The sequence below is a fragment of the Pseudomonas sp. UBA3149 genome (assembly GCF_002364655.1).
In the GTDB taxonomy this organism is placed as follows: domain Bacteria; phylum Pseudomonadota; class Gammaproteobacteria; order Pseudomonadales; family Pseudomonadaceae; genus Chryseomonas; species Chryseomonas luteola.
Window position 1 is genome coordinate 1 of the sequence record NZ_DEYV01000025.1, and the last position, 21,143, is coordinate 21,143.

The 21,143-nt window shown below is 53.1% G+C and carries 21 protein-coding genes; 14 read left to right on the forward strand and 7 right to left on the reverse strand.

Annotation, left to right across the window (positions count from 1 at the left end; translation table 11 throughout):
• The first annotated feature begins 298 nt into the window (after positions 1 to 298).
• Positions 299 to 1,594 (forward strand): MFS transporter, encoded by a 1,296-nt coding sequence (locus tag B3729_RS14025; protein ID WP_150347701.1) that lies wholly within the window; start codon positions 299 to 301, stop codon positions 1,592 to 1,594.
• A gap of 50 nt (positions 1,595 to 1,644) precedes the next feature.
• On the opposite strand, the gene B3729_RS14030 is transcribed toward B3729_RS14025, so the two are convergent.
• The 6 genes from B3729_RS14030 to ppsR all read right to left on the reverse strand — a co-directional run bounded on the left by B3729_RS14030 (position 1,645) and on the right by ppsR (position 7,702).
• The gene (locus B3729_RS14030) at positions 1,645 to 2,265 is read right to left on the reverse strand and encodes a phosphoadenosine phosphosulfate reductase family protein (protein ID WP_010797785.1); all 621 of its coding nucleotides are present in this window, start codon (positions 2,263 to 2,265) and stop codon (positions 1,645 to 1,647) included.
• A 23-nt stretch (positions 2,266 to 2,288) separates the two neighbouring features.
• Complete coding sequence (gene pabB, locus B3729_RS14035) at positions 2,289 to 3,692, reverse strand: aminodeoxychorismate synthase component I (protein WP_286788194.1); 1,404 nt, start codon at positions 3,690 to 3,692, stop codon at positions 2,289 to 2,291.
• A gap of 4 nt (positions 3,693 to 3,696) precedes the next feature.
• Positions 3,697 to 4,689 (reverse strand): alpha-L-glutamate ligase-like protein, encoded by a 993-nt coding sequence (locus B3729_RS14040; protein WP_239380403.1) that lies wholly within the window; start codon positions 4,687 to 4,689, stop codon positions 3,697 to 3,699.
• Between the two features lies 1 nt (position 4,690).
• A complete protein-coding gene (locus tag B3729_RS14045; RefSeq protein ID WP_074827389.1) occupies positions 4,691 to 6,226 on the reverse strand; it encodes an inactive transglutaminase family protein in 1,536 nt (511 codons plus the stop codon).
• Positions 6,227 to 6,242: 16 nt separating this feature from the next.
• Positions 6,243 to 6,764, reverse strand: a complete 522-nt coding sequence (locus B3729_RS14050) for an ATP-dependent zinc protease (protein ID WP_286788195.1) — start codon at positions 6,762 to 6,764, stop codon at positions 6,243 to 6,245.
• Between the two features lie 119 nt (positions 6,765 to 6,883).
• Positions 6,884 to 7,702, reverse strand: coding sequence for a posphoenolpyruvate synthetase regulatory kinase/phosphorylase PpsR (gene ppsR, locus B3729_RS14055; protein WP_286788196.1), 819 nt, complete (start codon positions 7,700 to 7,702; stop codon positions 6,884 to 6,886).
• Between the two features lie 206 nt (positions 7,703 to 7,908).
• Between ppsR and ppsA the strand changes: the two genes are divergently transcribed.
• From ppsA to B3729_RS14100, 9 genes are all read left to right on the forward strand, one after another.
• Positions 7,909 to 10,278, forward strand: coding sequence for a phosphoenolpyruvate synthase (gene ppsA / locus B3729_RS14060; RefSeq protein ID WP_286788197.1), 2,370 nt, complete (start codon positions 7,909 to 7,911; stop codon positions 10,276 to 10,278).
• Positions 10,279 to 10,333: 55 nt separating this feature from the next.
• Complete coding sequence (locus tag B3729_RS14065) at positions 10,334 to 11,302, forward strand: alpha/beta fold hydrolase (RefSeq protein ID WP_286788198.1); 969 nt, start codon at positions 10,334 to 10,336, stop codon at positions 11,300 to 11,302.
• Positions 11,303 to 11,360: 58 nt separating this feature from the next.
• Positions 11,361 to 11,660 carry a Rieske (2Fe-2S) protein gene (locus tag B3729_RS14070; RefSeq protein WP_150347696.1) on the forward strand — a complete coding sequence of 100 codons (300 nt, stop codon included), beginning with the start codon at positions 11,361 to 11,363 and terminating at the stop codon, positions 11,658 to 11,660.
• Between the two features lie 20 nt (positions 11,661 to 11,680).
• Positions 11,681 to 12,172 (forward strand): ribonuclease E activity regulator RraA, encoded by a 492-nt coding sequence (rraA, locus tag B3729_RS14075; protein ID WP_286788199.1) that lies wholly within the window; start codon positions 11,681 to 11,683, stop codon positions 12,170 to 12,172.
• Between the two features lie 20 nt (positions 12,173 to 12,192).
• A complete protein-coding gene (locus B3729_RS14080; protein WP_125887833.1) occupies positions 12,193 to 13,194 on the forward strand; it encodes a zinc transporter ZntB in 1,002 nt (333 codons plus the stop codon).
• 55 nt (positions 13,195 to 13,249) lie between these two features.
• Complete coding sequence (locus tag B3729_RS14085; RefSeq protein WP_010797796.1) at positions 13,250 to 13,498, forward strand: hypothetical protein; 249 nt, start codon at positions 13,250 to 13,252, stop codon at positions 13,496 to 13,498.
• A gap of 2 nt (positions 13,499 to 13,500) precedes the next feature.
• On the forward strand, positions 13,501 to 14,325 hold the full coding sequence (locus tag B3729_RS14090) for a mechanosensitive ion channel family protein (protein ID WP_286788200.1): 825 nt from the start codon (positions 13,501 to 13,503) through the stop codon (positions 14,323 to 14,325).
• A gap of 79 nt (positions 14,326 to 14,404) precedes the next feature.
• The gene (gene sigX / locus B3729_RS14095) at positions 14,405 to 14,989 is read left to right on the forward strand and encodes an RNA polymerase sigma factor SigX (RefSeq protein ID WP_019365377.1); all 585 of its coding nucleotides are present in this window, start codon (positions 14,405 to 14,407) and stop codon (positions 14,987 to 14,989) included.
• Between the two features lie 104 nt (positions 14,990 to 15,093).
• Positions 15,094 to 16,149: an OmpA family protein gene (locus B3729_RS14100; protein ID WP_074827376.1), complete on the forward strand. Its 1,056-nt coding sequence runs from the start codon at positions 15,094 to 15,096 to the stop codon at positions 16,147 to 16,149.
• Between the two features lie 96 nt (positions 16,150 to 16,245).
• Here the strand turns inward: B3729_RS14100 and gltA are convergent, their stop codons facing one another.
• The gene (gene gltA, locus B3729_RS14105; RefSeq protein WP_286788201.1) at positions 16,246 to 17,529 is read right to left on the reverse strand and encodes a citrate synthase; all 1,284 of its coding nucleotides are present in this window, start codon (positions 17,527 to 17,529) and stop codon (positions 16,246 to 16,248) included.
• Between the two features lie 340 nt (positions 17,530 to 17,869).
• Here gltA and sdhC point away from each other — a divergent pair, with 340 nt between their 5' ends.
• Genes sdhC through B3729_RS14125 form a run of 4 tightly spaced genes read left to right on the forward strand, consistent with a single transcriptional unit; the run spans position 17,870 to position 21,110 of the window.
• Entirely contained in the window at positions 17,870 to 18,256 is a 387-nt protein-coding gene (gene sdhC / locus B3729_RS14110) for a succinate dehydrogenase, cytochrome b556 subunit (RefSeq protein WP_010797801.1), read from the forward strand.
• Positions 18,250 to 18,618, forward strand: coding sequence for a succinate dehydrogenase, hydrophobic membrane anchor protein (gene sdhD / locus B3729_RS14115; protein ID WP_010797802.1), 369 nt, complete (start codon positions 18,250 to 18,252; stop codon positions 18,616 to 18,618). Before sdhC ends, sdhD begins: the two co-directional genes overlap by 7 nt.
• A gap of 3 nt (positions 18,619 to 18,621) precedes the next feature.
• Positions 18,622 to 20,394: a succinate dehydrogenase flavoprotein subunit gene (sdhA, locus tag B3729_RS14120; protein WP_074827374.1), complete on the forward strand. Its 1,773-nt coding sequence runs from the start codon at positions 18,622 to 18,624 to the stop codon at positions 20,392 to 20,394.
• Positions 20,395 to 20,405: 11 nt separating this feature from the next.
• Positions 20,406 to 21,110, forward strand: a complete 705-nt coding sequence (locus B3729_RS14125) for a succinate dehydrogenase iron-sulfur subunit (protein WP_010797804.1) — start codon at positions 20,406 to 20,408, stop codon at positions 21,108 to 21,110.
• Positions 21,111 to 21,143 lie beyond the last annotated feature (33 nt).

Here is a 21,143-nt window from a genome sequence, read left to right on the forward strand (position 1 = left end):
GATGGGTTTGCCCTGGAACTCGTGGTCCGGGATGCCCTGGTTCTTCATCCAGCTGCGATACATGAAGCCGTTCTTGTCGGCATTGCCAAACCACTGGGCCGAGCGCAACTGGGTTTTTTTCTCAGACATGTTGTTAACTCTTATTTGTCATACTAAACGGAAGTATTGATCCGAATTTAGACTTAATAAGCTTTCATGTGAAGTGTTGTTGAGTAAAAAGTATTACTTTATAGTCCATATCACCAGTGCGGCTGCTATGCTCAAGCCGTACATAACAAAAACAATCGGAGACTTGGCTATGAGCCCAGAAATGCGGCTGATCCGCCTCATCACACTCAAACTTATTCCCTTCCTTATCCTGCTGTACCTTGTAGCCTACGTGGACCGTTCCGCTGTCGGGTTTGCCAAGTTGCATATGGGGGCAGATATCGGCATCAGCGATGCGGCTTATGGGATGGGGGCAGGACTGTTCTTTATCGGATATTTCCTGTTCGAAGTGCCAAGCAATCTGTTCCTGACTCGCTTTGGAGCGCGCCGCTGGTTTGCACGGATCCTCATTACCTGGGGTGCTATTACGATTGGCATGGCCTTCATCCAGGGGCCAACCAGCTTCTATGTAATGCGGTTTCTACTTGGTATTGCGGAGGCGGGATTCTTTCCTGGGGTGCTGTACTACATCACGCAGTGGTATCCCATACGTCACCGCGGCAAGATCCTAGGATTTTTCATCCTGTCGCAACCCATTGCCATGATGGTGACTGGTCCGCTCTCGGGCGCCTTGCTAGGCATGGAAGGCATAATGGGTCTGCATGGCTGGCAGTGGCTGTTCATTCTTATCGGTACGCCTGCAGTATTGCTCGCATGGCCAACCTTGCGTTTTCTGCCAGATGGTCCGGCAAAGGTGAAATGGCTATCGGCTGATGAGAAACGCTGGTTGGCAAACGAACTTGAAAAGGATTTGCAGGAATATGGCCAGACACGTCATGGCAATCCACTGCATGCACTCAAGGACAAGCGCGTCCTGCTACTGGCACTCTTCTATCTGCCGGTGACCTTGAGTATTTACGGCCTGGGCTTGTGGCTGCCGACGCTGATTCATCAGTTTGGCGGAAGTGACATCATGACCGGCTTTGTCTCGTCCGTTCCTTATCTCTTTGGCATTATTGGTCTTTTGGTTATTCCTCGCAGTTCAGATCGCCTGAATGATCGTTATGGTCATCTGGCGGTCCTGTATGCGCTAGGTGCCATAGGCTTCTTCTTCAGTGCTTACCTAAGTGCACCAGCACTGCAATTGGGGGCTTTGTGTCTGGCGGCCTTCAGCCTGTTTTCCTGCACTGCAATCTTCTGGGCGCTACCAGGCCGCTTTTTCTCGGGTGCCAGTGCCGCCGCTGCCATTGCGCTGATCAATTCGGTGGGGAACCTGGGAGGTTATATCGGACCGTTTGGTATTGGCGCACTTAAAACCTATACCGGGACATTATCGTCCGGTTTGTACTTCCTGGCAGGAGTACTTTGCATAGGTCTTTTGATGACATGGGTCGTGTATAACCAGCTGGAGCGGCGCCTTGCGCTCAAGACTGCCCCATCTTCCTGAGCGGCAGGCTGCATAAAAAAGCCACTCTTGATGAGTGGCTTTTTGCTTTATCAGTGCTGGATATGCAAGCCGCACTCACGGTTTTCTTCGCCCTTGGTGGGGTCGAAGTAATCGAAGTTGTTTGGCAGATTGTGCTCCACCAGATATTGATACAGGTCTTTAGAGGTCCAGTTCAGCAGGGGGGCAACCTTGATCAGGCCATCCTGGTTGATGCTGACCGGCTGCATTTGGGCACGTACTGCAGTATCGCTTGCGCGCAATGCGGTAAACCATACGCTGGGTGCCATTTCCCGCAGTGCGCGGGTAAACGGCTCAAGTTTGACTTCTTCGGTAAAGGCCTCATGGCGTGGATCGTCTAATCCAGGCACAGGACCTTCAATAGCTTCGCGATGGGCCCGCGAGCGCTTGGGTAGATAAGTGATCAAGTTGAGATTAAGTGCGCGGGCGACCTCATCGGCGAAGCGATAAGTCGCCTCGGTATTATAGCCATTGTCCATCCATACCACAGGGATGTCGGGCTTTACGCGCGTTACCATGTGAAGAATGACCGCTTCAAACGGACGAAAATTGGTCGTGCAGATAGCCGGCTTGCCAAGACCCAATGCCCAGGCAACAAGCTGCTCAGGCTGATTGGCGAATTCGGCATTGATGCGGTCCAGATCAAGTGACATGGCAAGGCTCCAACGCTAATAAGTCAAGACGAGCATGGTAACAAAGCCCCGTCTGGGCTGCACGACGTAGCGGCATCCGTCAGGCTATGCATCTCAAGGGTATTCAATAACACTCGTACCTTGGCAATGGATTCCTCATACTCGTCTTGCCATTCTGAGTCCCTGACGATTGCACCGCCGCCCCAGCAGCTGGCCATCCCGTCCTTGATCAATACACTGCGAATAGCGATGGAGCTGTCCATCTCGCCCCGCACGTCGATATAGAGCAGGGAGCCACAGTAGATGGAGCGGCGAGTCGGCTCCAGCTCATCGATGATTTCCATTGCCCGAATCTTGGGGGCTCCGGTGATTGAGCCGCCTGGAAAGCTTCCGGCCAGCAGATCGAATACATCGCAACCGGATGCAAGCTCACCCGTCACACTGCTCACCAAGTGATGCACGTTTGGATAGCTCTCCAATGTAAACAGCTCAGGGACTTTGACCGAGCCTATTCGGCAGCTGCGTCCCAGGTCATTACGCAAAAGATCAACGATCATTACATTTTCGGCACGATCTTTTGGACTGGCCAGCAATTCATCTGCCAGGGCGGCGTCTCGTACGGGGTCCAGGCTGCGTGGTCGCGTCCCTTTGATGGGGCGTGTTTCCACCCGACCGTCATGCACCTGAATGAAGCGTTCAGGTGAGTGGCTGAGGATGGCACCGCCCTGGATGGGCATATAACCGGAAAAAGGCGTAGGGCAGGCGGCTCGCAAGGTGCGGTAGGCTTGCCAGTCCGATCCAGAGCAGGGCGCCTGAAAGCGCTGTGTGAAGTTGATCTGATAACAGTCCCCGGCGTTTATATACGCCTGGGTTCGCTCGATTTGTTCGCGATAGCGCTCTTTAGTCAGATTCGCCTGGAATGGGGTTTTCAGGCAAAAAATTTGATCCTGGCTTGGAGTAACCGGACTCGTGAAGAGATCGATCAGGCGCGAGCGTTCAGCGGCATTCAGTATCGGATGAAATACTAGCTGGCTGGTCTGTCTTTCATGATCGCTAATCAATGCCCAGCCATACAGACCCAGTCTGGCCTCAGGCAACCTCAGATCATCCTGGGCCTGAGCTGGTAGACGCTCCAGCTGGCGACCAAAATCATAGCTCAGATAGCCCATCACGCCACCTGCAAAGGGCAGATCTACTTCGGTGGGAAGCTGCGCCGCTCCGAGCCTGCCGAGTGCGTGGCGAAGCCGAGCGAAAAACGAATGCCCTGATTCCTCCGCTAAAGGGGTGAGCTGCTCCAGCGGCCAGGCACTAAGCAGGTCATATCGTCCACGTGTGGCCGTTGGTCTGCCAGAGTCCAGCAGAATAGCACCCTCCGCATTACGGATGCGCTCGAAGAAATCACCGGGATCTGCTTGGTAGTCAAGCGGATAAAGTGTGCAGGTGAGCATGTGTTCAGCGCGTTACGGTAGATGAGGAGACGTGCCCGAATAACCGTTGAGAAAAGGCTACACGCTCTTCCGCTGTTTCAACGATACCCTGGGCCTGCATTTCGGCGAGACGAGCCTCTACTGCCTGAGCTCGCAAGGTAAGTCCGCTGTCATTGGCAATCTGAATATTCAGGCCAGGCCGTGCATTGAGTTCAAGAATCAGAGGTCCTTTATCTTTGTCGAGCACCATGTCAACACCAATGTAACCCAGCCCGGATAATTCATAACAGGAAGCCGCCAGGCGCATGAAGCCGTCCCAGTCCGGCAACTGTACGCCGTCTACAGGATGGGCGGTATCCGGGTGCTTTTCGATCTTGGCGTTAAGCCAGGTGCCACGCAGCGTAAGTCCGGTTGCCAGGTCCACTCCGACACCAATGGCACCCTGGTGCAGGTTGGCCTTGCCGCCGGACTGGCGTGTAGGCAGGCGTAACATGGCCATTACGGGGTAGCCCATCAAGACGATAATTCGAATGTCCGGAACACCTTCATAGCTGATATTGCGAAACAGCTCATCAGGGATGACCCGGTACTCGATGAGTACTCGATCTCTATGGCCACCGAGTGAATAGAGACCCGAGAGGATGCTGGAGATGTGATATTCCATGTCCGAACGGCTAACCATCTTGCCGGAGACTGTTTTCAATCGCCCCTCAAAGCGGTCGGCAATGACCAGAATGCCGTCGCCACCAGCCCCCTGTGCGGGTTTAACGACGAAATCCTGATGGTTCTCAATAATCGTATCGATCTTCCCGATGTCGTGCTCTGTCGAGATGATCCCGTATAAATCCGGCACATGGATGCCTGCCTCGATTGCTCGCTGCTTCGTCAGGATTTTGTCATCCACGACCGGGTACAGGCTGCGCTTGTTGTACTTGAGTACATAATCGGCATTACGCCGGTTGATACCCATGATCCCTCGAGCCGAAAGGGCCTTCCATGTTTTGATCAAACCGAACATGTCAGTCTTCCTTCAGCAGGGCCTTGAAGCGAACCAGTTCCGTCAGGCGATAACCGCGATAACGACCCATTGCCAGCATGAAGCCCACCAGAATCAACAGGACGGCCGGGAACGTAAATACGAAATACACCAGCGGTGGGATTTTCATCAGAAGATAAGCCAGCGAGCCTGCGAACAACGTGCCGATGGCGACCTTGAGAGCATGGTTGGCGCCACGCTCCTCCCAGGTTATCGAGAGTCGCTCAATGGTCATGGTCAGAATAACCATTGGGAAGAGCGCAACCGAAAGGCCGTTTTCAAATCCCAATTTGTGACTGAACAGGCTGATGGCGGCAATCATGAGTACGACGAACGTCAGTACAACCGACAGTCGAGGCAGCATCTGCAAGCGGAGGTGTTCCAGGTAGGAACGCAGGGAAAGGCCCAGTGCAGTGATCACGGTGAACAGACCGATGCCCCACTGCAGGCCGGTTTCCCGGAAAGCCAGTGCAATCAGAACCGGTGTAAAGGTTCCCAATGTCTGCAGGCCTATAAGATTTCGCAGTATGAGAATCACGAGCACGCCAAGCGGGATCATGATCATCGTCTGGTAGGTCTGCTGGGTCTGGAGGGGTAGGCCGTACAGGGAATAATCCATGAAGGCCGTCTCCACACTCGAATTGGTGAGCTGAGCCAGGCGAATGGCATTCATCTGGCTGCTGTCCAGCGTGAACGTCACATTCGCTTTACGACCGCCATCGAGGTTCAGCAGTTGACCGTCACCGCTCCACCAGATCATGCGATCGGACGGTAGACCGCGCTCGCCTGTTTCAGGATTGAAATAGATCCAGTCCTTGCCGTTATAGCTGCGCAGCCAGAGTTCCGGATTTTGCTGAATGTGGGCGACAAGGCGCAGGGTGTGAACCTTTTCCAGGGGTACACGTGCCAGCGACACCAGCAGATCGACGGTCTGTGCACGCTTGGTGATACTGGTGTCACCATTGAGTAACAGCTTTACGTTGTCGTCATTGACGTTATTGACGCGCCTGATGGCTTCGCTGATGAATGTTTCCACATCCGCTGAGTGCTGGCGGATAGGCGCGATCAAGGCTTCAGCGGCCAGGCGCTCAGGACCTTCCGGCAGAACAATAGGGTCTCGAGTAACCGGGCCTTTTTCTTCTCGTGGCTTGTCACTTCCAAAACGCTTGGTCATAACCAGACGGTAATACAGGGTCTGGTCGCCTTTGGCGCGTCGTGCAGACCAGGTCAGCTGTCGGTTACCCTCTATACGGCTGACGTTAACGCCGTAGTTATTGGAGACAAAGCTCTCGTTAAGGCTGACGTAGCCTTGCGTCAAGGGGGGAACGAACAGTTGTACTTTGACGGGCACGTGGGGTGTGGCAGTAAACGTAACCTTGGCATCGATGCTCCATAACTCATCCGTTTCATCCTGAGTGATCGGAATGCCCAGCCCAAAGATCTGGTAGGCGGTAATGGATACGCCAAGTAGAACCAGAACGGTGATAAGAATCTTCAGATGCAAATTAATGGAGCGCATGCAGGTTACTCGACTTTCAAATAGGGCATGCCGGAGTACCGGCCAGATAAGAGCGGGAGACGTCAATCAAGGCGTCATAGCGCCTGAGTGCCTTGCTGCCAATCAGCAAGGGAAAGTCAAAGTGGCTACGGTTCGTAAGATTAACCTCAATCGTATGCCTCTCATTTCCCATGCAGATAACCATTGGAATAACGGGACGACTGGTATGCATCTTGGGTTCGACCCCTGGTGTGTGGTCTGCATGCCGCCGCTTGATATGGCTTACACGAAGCAGAGGGCGCTCCAGCGTAATGTCATGGGCCTGATCAATAGCCGGAGAAAAGCGCACCCAGCGCTCCCCGCTACGGGTAAATAGATGAATGCGGTGTGCACTCAAGGAGGCGGTTTCTGCACCCGTATCAAGCTTTGCTTTAAGGTGTAAATTTAGCTCCGGCAGATACACATTTTCATGCAGGCCATACGTTCGCTTCTCGCTTGAAAAGCACAGGGTGCTCCATAGCAGGGGCACGCTAAACAGTAGATAAATTAAAGATTTCATCAAGCTAGTGCAGGCCAGGCATGTGCCAGCGGAGGATGGCTTCCGGCACAGTGCGTCAGTCAAAAGGGCGCATTCTAGCATGGGCCCCTTTCTAAACCAGTGAAGCCTGCCGCGACGTATCACTTTAGGCGGCGCTCAACACCTTTCTCTACCAGAATCTTGGCGGCGATCTCTTCAACAGAGAAATGGGTTGAATTGATAGACGGAAGATTTTCACGTCGGAACAGGCTTTCTACTTCCCGGACCTCAAACTCGCACTGGGCAAAACTGGCATATCGGCTATTGGGCCGGCGCTCGTGCCGAATCGCCGATAGGCGGTCAGGGTCGATTGTCAGACCAAACAGTTTGTTCTTTTGTGTCTTGAGCGAGGCAGGCAGTTGCAAGCGCTCCATGTCCTCCTCGGTTAAAGGATAGTTCGCTGCTCGAATTCCAAACTGGAGCGCCATATAAAGGCAGGTGGGCGTTTTGCCGCACCGGGAGACACCGACCAAAATCAAATCAGCCTTGTCGTAGTGTTGCGTACGCGCGCCGTCGTCGTTTTCCAGAGCAAAATTCACGGCCTCGATACGTTGCATATAATTGGCGTTATGCATCATGGAGTGTGATTTACCGACCGAATATGACGATTCAGCACACAACTCCTGCTCAAGCGGGGATAAAAAAGTGGAAAAGATGTCAATCATGAACCCATTCGACTGGTCGAGAATCGCGCGTATTTCCCGATTAACGATGGTGTCGAAAATAATGGGGCGCGCACCGTCTGACACGGCGGCGTTGTTGATTTGCTGTACCATGGCCCGGGCTTTTTCCACGGTGTCGGTATAGGGCCGGGTCAGTTTTGTAAAGCTGATGTTCTCGAATTGAGCGAGTAAGCTTTGGCCGAGGGTTTCGGCAGTAATGCCGGTACCGTCGGAAATAAAGAAGGCGGTTCGTTTCATCAGGGTGAAACTCCCGAGACAGTGGTTTTTGATTTTATCGTAAGGTGCTTCGTAAAGGCTGCTGGAAGACTGGCACTTTTTTAAAAGTACTTGGCGCCTGTAGCCAGTCGATAAAACGAATTCTACTGATTCTGGAATAAAGACCCAGTGTGAACGTGCCAGTTGCGTACGAGCTTTCCCACAAATACAAATATGGAGAGATCACCTTGGACGAGTACGTAGTTTCCCTGGATAAACTCGGGGTGCACGATGTTGAGCAAGTGGGCGGCAAAAACGCATCCCTTGGCGAAATGATCAGCAACCTGGCGGGTGCGGGTGTTTCGGTTCCTGGCGGTTTTGCTACTACTGCACAGGCCTATCGGGACTTCCTTGAGCAAAGCGGGCTTAATGACCGTATCCATGCCGCTCTGGACGCGTTAGATGTCGACGATGTTACCGCGTTGGCTAAAACAGGCGCCGAAATCCGGCAGTGGATCATGGACGCCGAATTTCCGGCTCGTCTGGATACTGAGATCAGAACGGCCTTCGCACAGCTGTCGGCAGGAAATGACAGTCTGGCGGTTGCCGTGCGGTCTTCCGCTACGGCAGAAGACCTGCCGGATGCCTCCTTTGCCGGTCAGCAGGAAACGTTCCTGAATATACGCGGTGTAGACAACGTCATCCGAGCGGCCAAAGAGGTCTTTGCATCGCTGTTCAACGACCGGGCCATTGCTTACCGCGTACACCAGGGCTTCGATCACAAGCTCGTCGCGCTATCGGCTGGGGTGCAGCGCATGGTTCGCTCCGAAACAGGGGCGGCAGGCGTGATGTTTACACTGGACACCGAGTCGGGTTTCCGGGATGTGGTCTTTATCACAGGTGCTTATGGCCTGGGTGAGACCGTTGTCCAGGGTGCCGTCAACCCTGATGAATTCTACGTACACAAGTCCACGCTGGAGGCGGGGCGGCCTGCAATCCTTCGCCGTAATCTGGGTAGCAAGGCTATCAAGATGATTTATGGCGAGGAGGCCAAGGCGGGGCGCTCTGTCAAAACCGTCGATGTTGAGGCTGCCGAGCGTGCACGCTTCAGCATTACCGATGATGAGGTCACCGAGCTTGCCAAGCAGGCACTCATCATTGAAAAGCATTATGGTCGCCCGATGGATATCGAGTGGGCCAAGGATGGAGATGATGGCAAGCTCTATATCGTTCAGGCGCGCCCCGAGACCGTCAAGAGCCGTGCCAGTGCAACAGTAATGGAGCGCTACCTGCTCAAGGAAAAGGGGCAGGTCATTGTTGAAGGGCGTGCGATCGGCCAGCGTATCGGTGCAGGCCCGGTCAAGGTCATCCGTGATGTTTCCGAAATGGATCGCGTCATGCCGGGCGATGTCTTGGTTTCCGATATGACCGATCCCGACTGGGAGCCGGTCATGAAGCGCGCCAGCGCTATCGTCACCAACCGCGGCGGCCGGACGTGTCACGCAGCAATCATCGCTCGTGAGCTGGGTATTCCAGCTGTAGTGGGGTGTGGCAATGCAACCGAGCGCCTTAGTGATGGGCAGGTCGTAACCGTCTCATGCGCAGAGGGTGACGCGGGCCTGATCTACGAAGGTGAATTGAGCTTCGATGTCCGTCAAAGCTCGGTAGATGCCATGCCTGATCTGCCATTCAAAATCATGATGAATGTAGGAAATCCAGATCGAGCATTCGACTTCGCCCAATTGCCCAATGCAGGCGTTGGACTGGCGCGCCTTGAGTTCATCATCAATCGCATGATCGGCGTGCATCCCAAGGCGCTACTCAATTACGACAGTCTGCCGCTGGATATCAAGGAAAACGTCGACAAGCGTACGGCTGGCTATAGCGATCCGGTAGGCTTTTACGTCGAAAAGCTGGTCGAGGGTGTTAGCACGCTGGCTGCAGCGTTCTGGCCCAAAAAGGTCATTGTCCGCCTGTCCGACTTCAAATCCAACGAGTACGCCAACCTCATTGGTGGCAAACTGTACGAGCCTGAAGAAGAAAACCCGATGCTCGGGTTCCGTGGTGCTTCTCGCTATATCAGCGAGTCTTTCCGCGACTGCTTCGAGCTTGAATGTCGTGCCATGAAAAAAGTGCGTAACGAAATGGGTCTGACCAATGTCGAGCTTATGGTTCCTTTCGTTCGTACTCTTGAAGAGGCCTCCCAAGTAGTTGATCTGTTGGGGACCTACGGGCTCAAGCGTGGCGAAAATGGCCTGCGCGTGATCATGATGTGCGAGCTGCCTTCCAATGCGCTTCTGGCTGAAGAGTTCCTTGAGTATTTCGATGGTTTCTCCATCGGCTCTAATGACATGACTCAATTGACGCTGGGCCTGGATCGTGATTCTGGCATCATTGCTCATCTTTTCGATGAGCGTAATCCAGCCGTCAAGAAGCTCCTGGCTCAGGCCATCGCGGCTTGTAACAAGGCCGGTAAATACATTGGTATTTGCGGTCAGGGCCCGTCCGATCATCCTGACCTGGCCAAGTGGCTGATGGATCAGGGAATCGAAAGCGTATCGCTCAATCCGGATTCCGTGCTTGATACATGGTTCTTCTTGGCCGAGGGACAGGCTTAAAATAGCGCGTCATTCACAGGCGGGGGTAACCCCGCCTTTTTATGTAACGGTAATTATGCAAAGCAGTAGCCAGCTTTTCCCTGTTGCGCTCGTGCGCGCCGAGTTATACGGGGACTTAACCGAAGATGTGTACCTTCTCAAGCCCAACAATAGCTCAGACCTTAGTGTCGAGCTGTCTCTGACACGCCTTGGGCGGCTGAACCGGCAAGCGCCCTACAGACCTCCCGTTATCCTCGTTCATGGTGCCTTTGGTAATCGTTTTACGTGGTATTCCGCGAGCGGTACAGGGCTGGGTGTCGAGCTTGTCGATGCCGGATTCGACGTCTGGATTGCCGAGATGCGCGGTCATGGCTGCTCACCACGCAACCTGGAGTATGTGAGCAATCAATTATCTGACTATGCACGCTATGACCTTCCAGCAATTGCAGCCTTTGTAGAGGAGCAATCGGGGTTGCCAGGTCACTGGATAGGGCACGGGCAGGGCGGGCTTGCGGTTGTTTTGAGCGTTCTCAACGAATGGCTGGCCGAGCGCTCAGTCAAGTCGCTGGGCTTGTTGGGCGTTGCCACGTCCGACCGTCTGTGGGGGCTGCTGTCGTGGCGGGAAAAAATGCGCTCGACTATCTCCGGCCATGGAGTAGGCGTTGGTCCTGAGGATGAGCCAAAGGTACTGCTAAAGGCACTTCAGGATGAGCGTGCACTGGGCAGTAGTCGCTCCGAGCAGGACCGGCTGCTAACGCGATTGTCTTCGCTCTCAATACCTGTGCTGGGACTGGTAGCTGCCAATGACCCACTGGTGAGCGCTGAGGCGTGCCGAATGCTGTTTGACCGTTTCGGAGGGCAGTATAAGGATTTCATCTCTCTAGGTCAGCTTCTTTCCCGCGAAAACGGTATGAATCATGCCTCGCCTTTCATGGCGCGGGAAGCACATCGGCACTTTAGCGGGCTAATTTCAGAATGGCTGACCAGTATCGAAAAAGCTTCACAAAAGCAGGATGTTGCACCTAGTATCGAACTGACTGAATAGTAGCCTTGGATTCACTCAGGAGCCCAATGCGCAGCGGGCGATATCGTTAGGAGAGCCCATGTTCGTGCCGCTTGAAAGGTTATTGAATCTTGAGGAAGGATATCGTCAGCGCTTCCTGATCAAGGGGTTGCCAGTCGTACTGATGGTCATCGAGGGCAAACATATCCTTTTTGAAGACAGGTGTCCCCATCAGGGCGCTTCACTGTTTCAGGGCGCCTTAACCTCGGACTCGATACGATGTCCCAGGCATGGCTTTGAGTTCGATGTGCACACAGGCAAGGCAGTCAACGCCAACTGTCCTGAGCTGAAATTGCTCAATCCTGCCTATGAGCGGGATCGTATCGGTATCGACCTTTAACGTCTCGAGAGAGGCTTCCTATGCGCTATGTCACACCTGATCTCTGTGATGCCTATCCCGACCTGATACAAGTGGTAGAGCCATTGTTTAGTAATTTTGGTGGCTGCGAATCGTTTGGTGGGCAAATTGTCACCATCAAATGTTTTGAAGATAATTCGTATGTAAAGGAGCGGGTCGAGGAAGACGGATCGGGAAAGGTCATGGTCGTGGATGGCGGTGGGTCCATGCGCTGTGCGCTTCTGGGCGATATGCTGGCTGAAAAAGCAGCAGCCAATGGATGGGCTGGTATCGTGATTTACGGATGCGTCCGGGATGTGGATGTACTGGCTGAGACCAACCTGGGTATCCAGGCACTGGCTTCGCATCCCAGAAAATCCGAAAAGCGTGGAGTAGGGCAGTGCGATATACCCCTTGTGTTTGGCGGAGTCACTTTTGAAGTTGGCCATTATCTGTATGCTGATAACAACGGTATTATCGTCTCCTCGCAGCGGCTTGAGATGCCAGGCGAATGAAAGAGTAACGAGAATCTGGAATGCAGGATTACGAAAGCGGTAACGAACGCGGCCTCGTATATGGCTATGTATTGAATGGACGAGGTGGTGCCCGCCGGATTCAGCGCAACGAGCTCGATATTCTTGACCTGCAGCCCGACGAAACCCTGTGGTTGCATTGGGACCGAAGTGTACCTGAGGCCCAGCAGTGGCTTCGTCAGTCCAGCGGACTCAATGAGTTTGCCTGTGATCTTCTTCTGGAAGAGGCCACCCGTCCTCGTATCGTTCCCTTGATCGGCGAGAGCCTTCTCCTGTTTCTACGCGGCGTGAACCTGAACCCCAACGCTGTTCCCGAGGATATGGTATCGCTGCGTGTTTATGTGGATGCCCAGCGCGTTATTTCTCTTCGCTTGCGTCCCCTCAAGGCGGCAGCTGAAATCCAAGAGGATCTCGAGGAGGGAATAGGGGCTGAAAACACGAGGTCGCTTATCCTTCAACTGGCTACTTACATGACAAGCCGGGTCGATACGCTGGTCGTTGAGCTTGCTGAACAGCTCGATGAAATGGAGGAACGGGTAGAAGAAGATGAAACAAACCTGCCCGAGCACAGCCTGATCCTGGGTCTGCGCAAGCGCGTCGCTAGCCTCAAGCGTTATCTGGCTCCTCAGCGCGACATTTACTTCGATCTGTCGCGCCAGAAACCAGCCTGGCTGGTAGCCGGAGGAGAGGCCGAGTACTGGAGTGAGCTTCATAATAGCCTGACGCGGAATCTGGAGGAGCTTGAGCTTATGCGAGAGCGAGTCAGCTTCTTGCAGGAGGTCGAGCAGCGCAGTGTGGCTGAGCGGACCAATCGGACCATGTATCTGCTTGCCATCATTACCGGATTCTTCCTGCCCATGAGCTTTGTGACGGGTCTGCTTGGTATGAATGTGGGCGGCATTCCCGGGTCGACATTCTCGATGGGCTTTGTTGTGGCATGCGGTGCCATCCTGCTTATTGCTGTCTTTCAGTGGTGGCTCTTCAGGCGGTTGCGGTGGTTGTAAGTGTGACTTGCTGTTTTGGACGACCGTCTAGCATGAAAGTGGCGAGGGGTGCGCTATGCCAGATCCTTTCGAGGAATCATTAAAAGATATGCTCAAGTCGGGAGCCGAGGCTCCGACGGATTACGACAGACTGGATCGCGTCCTGAAGACTGCCAATCGGCAGGTGGGTGCAGGTGATCTGTTCGGGCTGATGGGGCGTTGGGGATCCGCCGTCCTCATGGCTATCAATAATGGCTCGGGGCACGTCAAGCCTGTACGTGGCTCTTCTCGTAGCTCCCGTTCTTCTAACAAACAAGCCGAGTAATCATGGAATTTGATATCTGGACGCAAAGCCTCCTGTCCGCGATGACAACCCTATGGAGCAAGGTGGCAGGCTTCATTCCCAATCTTCTGGGTGCTTTGCTGGTTGTTATTCTCGGATTCTTTTTTGCGAAGCTGCTTGATCATCTTCTTTCCAAGCTCTTGGCCAAGCTAGGCCTGGACAGATTGATGACCGGGACTGGTCTTACCAAGATGTTGGCCCGGGTTGGGATCAAGATTCCTGTCAGTACATTGATCGGTCGCATCGTCTACTGGTTCATTCTGCTGGTTTTTCTGGTATCGGCTGCAGAGTCGCTTGGCCTGCAGCGCGTTTCGTCTACGCTTGATGTCATGGCCTTGTACTTGCCCAAAGTGTTTGGCGCTGCTCTGGTTCTAGTCATAGGCGTGCTGCTGGCGCAGCTGGTCAATGGAATCGTGCATGGCGCGGCTGAAGGTGTTGGGCTGGATTATTCCGCAGGCCTTGGGCGCGTTGCCCAGGCGCTGGTCATTATCATCAGCATTTCTGTAGCCATCGGGCAGCTTGAAATAAAGACTGAGCTACTCAATACCGTTATTGCAATCGTGTTGGCATCACTTGGTCTGGCAGCCGCATTGGCGTTGGGGTTGGGCAGTCGCGACCTGGTCGCTCAGATCCTGGCTGGAATCTATGTGCGAGAAATTTTCGAGGTCGGGCAATTCGTACAAATTGATGAGGTTGAAGGCGTTATCGAAGAGATCGGTACGGTGAAAACGTTGCTGCTTACCGCGGACGATGAATTGATATCGGTTTCAAACAAGCGCCTTCTTGATCAGCGTGTAAAGGCTCGCTAACAAGTGAAAAAGTTGCCGACAGCGAGCTGTGAGACGGATATCATGCCGCCCACTGAACGGCAGTCCGGCACCGTCCGCTTTGAACGAAACCTTGTCTACAGCCTATGACCCCCGCCAGCTCACTGATGAGGAGCTGGTGCAGCGCGCACATACCGAGTTGTTCCATGTGACGCGTGCCTACGAAGAACTGATGCGGCGGTATCAGCGTACGCTGTTCAATGTATGCGCACGCTATCTGGGGAACGACCGAGATGCAGATGATGTCTGTCAGGAGGTCATGCTGAAGGTGCTGTATGGACTTAAGAACTTTGAGGGCAAGTCAAAGTTTAAGACCTGGCTCTATAGCATTACGTACAACGAGTGCATTACCCAATACCGGAAGGAGCGTCGTAAGCGTCGTCTGGTAGATGCTTTGAGTCTGGAGCCGATCGAAGAAGCTTCGGATGAAAAAGCGCCAAAGTTGGAAGAGCGGGGTGGTCTGGATCGCTGGCTAGCCCATGTGAATCAGATTGATCGAGAAATTCTGGTGTTACGCTTTGTGGCGGAGCTTGAGTTCCAGGAAATTGCAGACATCATGCACATGGGGCTCAGTGCGACCAAGATGCGTTATAAGCGGGCACTGGATAAGCTGCGTGACAAGTTCGCAGCAGAAGTTGAGGGCTAGGTAACACCATAGTCCACTGTTTTTTATGAACTTCTGAATAACTTGTTGTCAAAGCATCCGGAGATTGCCGGAACACTAATATCATTAAGATGGGGATACATAGGATGAAATTGAAGAGCACCTTAGGCGTCGTCATTGGCTCCCTGGTCGCCGCTTCTTCTCTGAGCGCCATGGCTCAGGGTCAAGGCGCAGTAGAGGGCGAGCTGTTTGGCAAGCGCTACTTCACCGACAGCCAGCGTGACATGAGCAATGCCAACCTGTATGGCGGTTCGGTGGGTTACTTCCTGACTGACGACGTCGAGCTGGCGCTGTCCTATGGTGAGTACCACGACGTACGTGGCGACCACGATGAAGGTCACAAAAAGATTCACGGTAGCCTGGCTGCCCTTGATGCCTACTACCACTGGGGTACTCCTGGTGTAGGTCTGCGTCCTTACGTTTCTGGCGGTTTCGCTCACCAGTCCCTGACTGATGCGCATGCTGACCATCACGGCCGCAACCACACTACGTTCGCAAACGTAGGTGCGGGCCTGAAGTACTACTTCACCGAGAACCTGTACGCTCGCGGTGGCCTGGAAGGCAACTACAACATCGATGATGACCAGGGTGAATGGTCTGCTGTCGTAGGTGTGGGTGTGAACTTCGGTGGTTCTTCCCGTCGTCAGGAAGCTGCACCAGCACCGGAGCCGGTTGCTGATGTGTGCACCGATTCTGACAACGATGGCGTTTGCGATAACGTCGATCAGTGCCCGAACACTCCGGCTAACGTAACTGTTGATGCCAACGGTTGCCCGGCTGTTGCAGAGGTTGTTCGCGTTGAGCTGGACGTGAAGTTCGACTTTGACAAGGCTGTTGTGAAGCCTGAGAGCTATGGCGATATCAAGAACCTGGCTGACTTCATGCAGCAGTATCCGCAGACTTCTACTACTGTAGAAGGTCACACTGACTCTGTTGGTACTGATGCTTACAACCAGCGTCTGTCTGAGCGTCGCGCAAACGCAGTTCGTAACGTTCTGGTTAACCAGTATGGTGTTTCTGGCAATCGTGTAAATGCTGTAGGTTACGGCGAGAGCCGTCCTGTAGCTGACAACTCCACTGAAGCTGGCCGTGCCGTTAACCGTCGCGTAGAAGCTGAAGTTGAAGCTCAAGCTAAGCAGTAATTAGTTACTGTCTAGTAAAAAGCCCGCATCGTAAGATGCGGGCTTTTTAATTTGGGCTTATTAAGGCAATAAAAAAGCCCCTGTCGGGGCTTTTTATTAACGATTATTAATCGGATTAATATCGCGCTTGGTTGGGCCGGTATAAAGTTGGCGAGGACGACCAATCTTATAGGGGCCGGAAAGCATTTCTTGCCAGTGAGAGATCCAGCCTACTGTTCTGGCCAGGGCGAAGATCACAGTAAACATACTGGTGGGTATGCCGATTGCTTTTAGGATAATGCCTGAATAGAAGTCGACGTTGGGGTAAAGATTTCTTTCAATGAAGTAAGGATCTTTGCGCGCAAGTTCTTCCAATTGCATGGCAAGTTCAAGCTGAGGATCATTGATGCCAAGTTCAGCAAGAACTTCATCGCATGTCTGTTTCATAACTTTGGCGCGAGGGTCAAAGTTCTTGTAAACACGATGGCCAAAGCCCATTAGCTTGAATGGATCGTTTTTATCCTTGGCCTTGGCGACAAACTTATCAATATTGCTGACATCGCCAATCTCATCCAGCATTCGCAATACTGCTTCGTTTGCTCCGCCGTGAGCGGGGCCCCAAAGCGCTGCAATGCCGGCTGCGATGCAGGCGAATGGGTTTGCACCCGAGGAGCCTGCCAGTCGAACTGTCGAGGTGGAGGCGTTTTGCTCGTGGTCGGCATGCAGAATAAAGATTTTGTCCATTGCCTTTGCGAGAACCGGGCTGACCGGCTTAATTTCGCAAGGTGTATTGAACATCATGTGAAGGAAGTTTTCTGCGTATCCCAGGCGATTATCGGGATACATCATTGGCTGACCCATGGAGTACTTGTAAACCATGGCGGCCAGGGTTGGCATCTTGGCAATCAGGCGCATGGCCGAAATTTCACGATGATGCGGGTCCTGGATGTCCAGGGAGTCATGATAAAAGGCGGAAAGTGCGCCCACTACGCCACACATGATGGCCATTGGGTGAGCGTCACGACGAAAGCCATTGAAGAACGTCTTGAGCTGTTCATGAACCATGGTGTGGTTCTTGATGATGCTTACAAAGTTCTGCTTTTGTTCTTCGTTAGGCAATTCACCTTTTAGTAAAAGGTAACAAGTCTCAAGGTAATCGGACTTTTTTGCCAGTTGTTCGATGGGATAGCCGCGGTGCAAGAGGATCCCATTATCACCATCGATGTAGGTGATTTTCGATTCACAGGAGGCCGTCGACATAAAGCCTGGATCGAACGTGAAAACGCCAGCATTCGTAAGATTACGAACATCGACCACATCAGGTCCGAGGGTTCCAGACATTACGGGCAGCTGTACCGGGTCTGCGCCCTCAATGATTAGCTGCGCTTTCTTGTCAGCCATTAAGGCCTCCTTATTTATGCTTGAAATCATTTATACAACCCCCACGCAGGGCCAGGGCCACTATAGAGGCAATCATTTGAAAGTCAATTTACGAACATATTGCGCCAATTATTACTTAGGTTTCAAACGTGCTCATAACTTACACTATTGAGCGCCGTTTAGGGCAGCGACATTAGTCTATTTGTATGGAATTAGTGCGTTGTCATGAGCAGCCTAACTGTCTATACTTCATGGCCGACCGCCTCAGGCTGTGTGCCTCTCCAGCGCGGTTGTCAATCCAGTAATGGATGTCTATTAAAGCAATTCCCAATAACTAGCCCGGCAACTTTGGGCTCTCAGTGTGAAAGAAGCCGTGAATAGTAAACGACCTGTAAATCTAGACCTCAGGACCATAAAACTCCCTATCACAGCTTACACCTCGATCCTTCACCGAATTTCCGGCGTTATCCTCTTCATCGGCCTTGCTGCGCTGCTTTATGGGCTCGACCTGTCGCTGAGTTCTGAGGATGGATTTGCTCGTGTGAAAGCGTTCCTGGCGTATCCGTTGGTCAAGCTCGTGATCTGGGCCGTGTTGTCCGCATTGCTGTACCACCTAGTAGCAGGCGTGCGCCATTTGATTATGGACATGGGTGCCGGTGAAACATTGCAAGGCGGCAAATTGGGCTCTCAGATCGTATTGATTGTATCTGCGGTGCTGATCGTTCTGGTGGGGGTCTGGATATGGTAACTAGCGTCACTAACTTCTCGCGCTCAGGTCTCTATGACTGGATGGCTCAGCGCGTATCCGCAGTAATTCTTGCGATTTATACGCTTTTCTTACTTGGATATGTCGTGCTTCACCCCGATATGTCGTTTGAGCAATGGCATGGGCTGTATAGCAACGGCTGGATGCGAATCTTCAGCTTGCTCGCCTTGGTTTCGGTTGGGGTTCATGCCTGGGTAGGCATGTGGACCATCTCTACCGATTATCTGACCCCTATGGCCTTGGGTAAGGGCGCCACGACAGTGCGTTTCCTGTTCCAGGCTGTATGTGGTGTTGCCATGTTCGCCTTCTTTGTGTGGGGCGTACAGATTCTTTGGGGTGTGTGAGTCATGTCCAGTATTCGTACTCTTTCTTTTGACGCCATCATCGTAGGTGGCGGCGGCGCAGGCATGCGTGCAGCGCTGCAGTTGGCCCAGTCAGGTCACAAGACAGCTGTTGTTACTAAGGTTTTCCCTACTCGTTCCCATACCGTATCCGCTCAGGGCGGTATTACCTGTGCCATCGCATCGGCTGACCCGAATGACGATTGGCGCTGGCATATGTACGACACTGTAAAGGGGTCGGACTACATTGGCGACCAGGATGCCATCGAGTACATGTGCTCTGTGGGTCCCGAAGCGGTTTTCGAACTGGAACACATGGGCCTCCCGTTCTCCCGTACTGAAACAGGCCGTATCTATCAGCGCCCATTCGGTGGGCAGTCCAAGGATTATGGTAAGGGCGGCCAGGCGGCGCGTACGTGTGCTGCGGCTGACCGTACCGGTCATGCGCTGTTGCATACCCTTTATCAAAACAACCTGAAGAACAATACCGTCTTCTTGAATGAGTGGTATGCAGTCGATCTGGTAAAAAACCAGGATGGATCCATCGTTGGGATCATTGCAGTTTGCATCGAAACGGGTGAGACCGTTTACATTCGTTCGAAAGCCACTGTTCTGGCCACCGGCGGTGCTGGACGTATTTACGCTTCTACTACCAACGCGCTGATCAATACCGGCGATGGTATCGGTATGGCATTGCGTGCAGGTGTGCCTGTTCAAGACATTGAAATGTGGCAGTTCCACCCAACCGGTATTGCTGGTGCGGGCGTGCTGGTAACCGAAGGTTGCCGTGGTGAGGGTGGTTACCTCATCAACAAGCATGGCGAGCGCTTCATGGAGCGTTATGCGCCTAATGCCAAAGACCTGGCTGGACGAGACGTTGTTGCTCGGTCCATGATCAAAGAGATCATTGCAGGCAATGGCTGTGGCCCAGACGCCGATCATGTACTGTTGAAGCTGGATCACCTAGGTGAAGAAGTGCTTCACGGCCGTTTGCCAGGCATTTGCGAGTTGTCCAAAACATTCGCGCATGTTGATCCGGTCAAGGCACCTATTCCTGTTATTCCGACCTGCCATTACATGATGGGTGGTATCGCTACCAATATTCATGGACAAGCGATCACTCAGGATACCGATGGCAATGATAAGATCATTGAAGGGCTTTTCGCCGTGGGCGAGGTAGCCTGTGTGTCGGTTCATGGTGCAAACCGTCTGGGTGGCAACTCTCTGCTTGACCTTGTTGTCTTTGGTCGCGCAGCGGGTCTGCATTTGGAAAAAGCATTGAAGGAAGGTGTTGAGCATCGCGACGCCAGCGCCAGTGATATCGAGCACTCCCTGGCTCGCATTTCTGGTGTCAACGAACGCAGCACTGGAGAAGACGTAGCGCCTCTGCGCAAAGAGCTTCAGAGCTGCATGCAGAACTACTTCGGTGTATTCCGTACGGGCGAGTACATGCAGAAGGGTATCGCACAGCTTTCCGAGCTGCGCGAGCGAATCGCCAACGTGAAGATTGCAGACAAGAGCCAGGCATTCAACACGGCCCGTATCGAGGCACTCGAGCTACAGAACCTTTTGGAAGTTGCTGAAGCCACTGCTATTGCAGCGGAAACCCGCAAGGAAAGTCGTGGAGCGCATGCTCGCGAAGATTTTGAAGAGCGGGACGACGAGAACTGGCTCTGCCATACCTTGTACTTCCCAGAAGACAAGCGTGTTACCAAGCGCGCTGTCAATTTCTCTCCGAAGACAGTTCCTACGTTCGAACCTAAAGTTCGTACATACTGAGGTTTGCCGTTATGTTGCAAGTCAGTGTTTACCGCTACAACCCTGAAAAGGATGAACTTCCTTTCATGCAGGAATTTCAGATCGAGACCGGTGGTAAGGATCTGATGGTTCTTGACATCCTGGCCTTGATCAAAGAACAGGATGTTACGTTCTCTTACCGTCGCTCTTGCCGCGAGGGTGTTTGCGGCTCCGATGGTATGAACATCAATGGCCAGAATGGCTTGGCATGTATTACACCGCTTTCAAGCGTTGTAAAAGGTAACAAGCTGGTTGTTCGCCCTTTGCCAGGTCTGCCTGTCATCCGTGACCTCGTGGTCGATATGAGCATCTTCTATAAGCAGTACGAGAAGGTGCAGCCCTATCTGCAAAACGAGACGCCTGCGCCAGCTATCGAGCGGCTGCAAACACCTGAAGAGCGCGAGAAGCTTGATGGCTTGTACGAGTGCATCCTGTGCGCCTGCTGCTCTACGTCTTGCCCGTCGTTCTGGTGGAACCCTGACAAGTTCCTGGGCCCTGCTGCGCTGCTGCAAGCCTATCGTTTCCTGGCTGACAGCCGTGATACGCATACTCAGGAGCGCCTTGCTGCCATGGACGATCCCTTCAGTGTCTTCCGTTGCCGTTCGATCATGAACTGCGTGACGGTATGTCCGAAGGGGTTGAACCCAACGAAAGCAATTGGTCATGTGCGTAGCATGCTGCTTCAGAGCGGTACTTAATTAGCGATTTGCACCGACAAAGGAATAGAATCC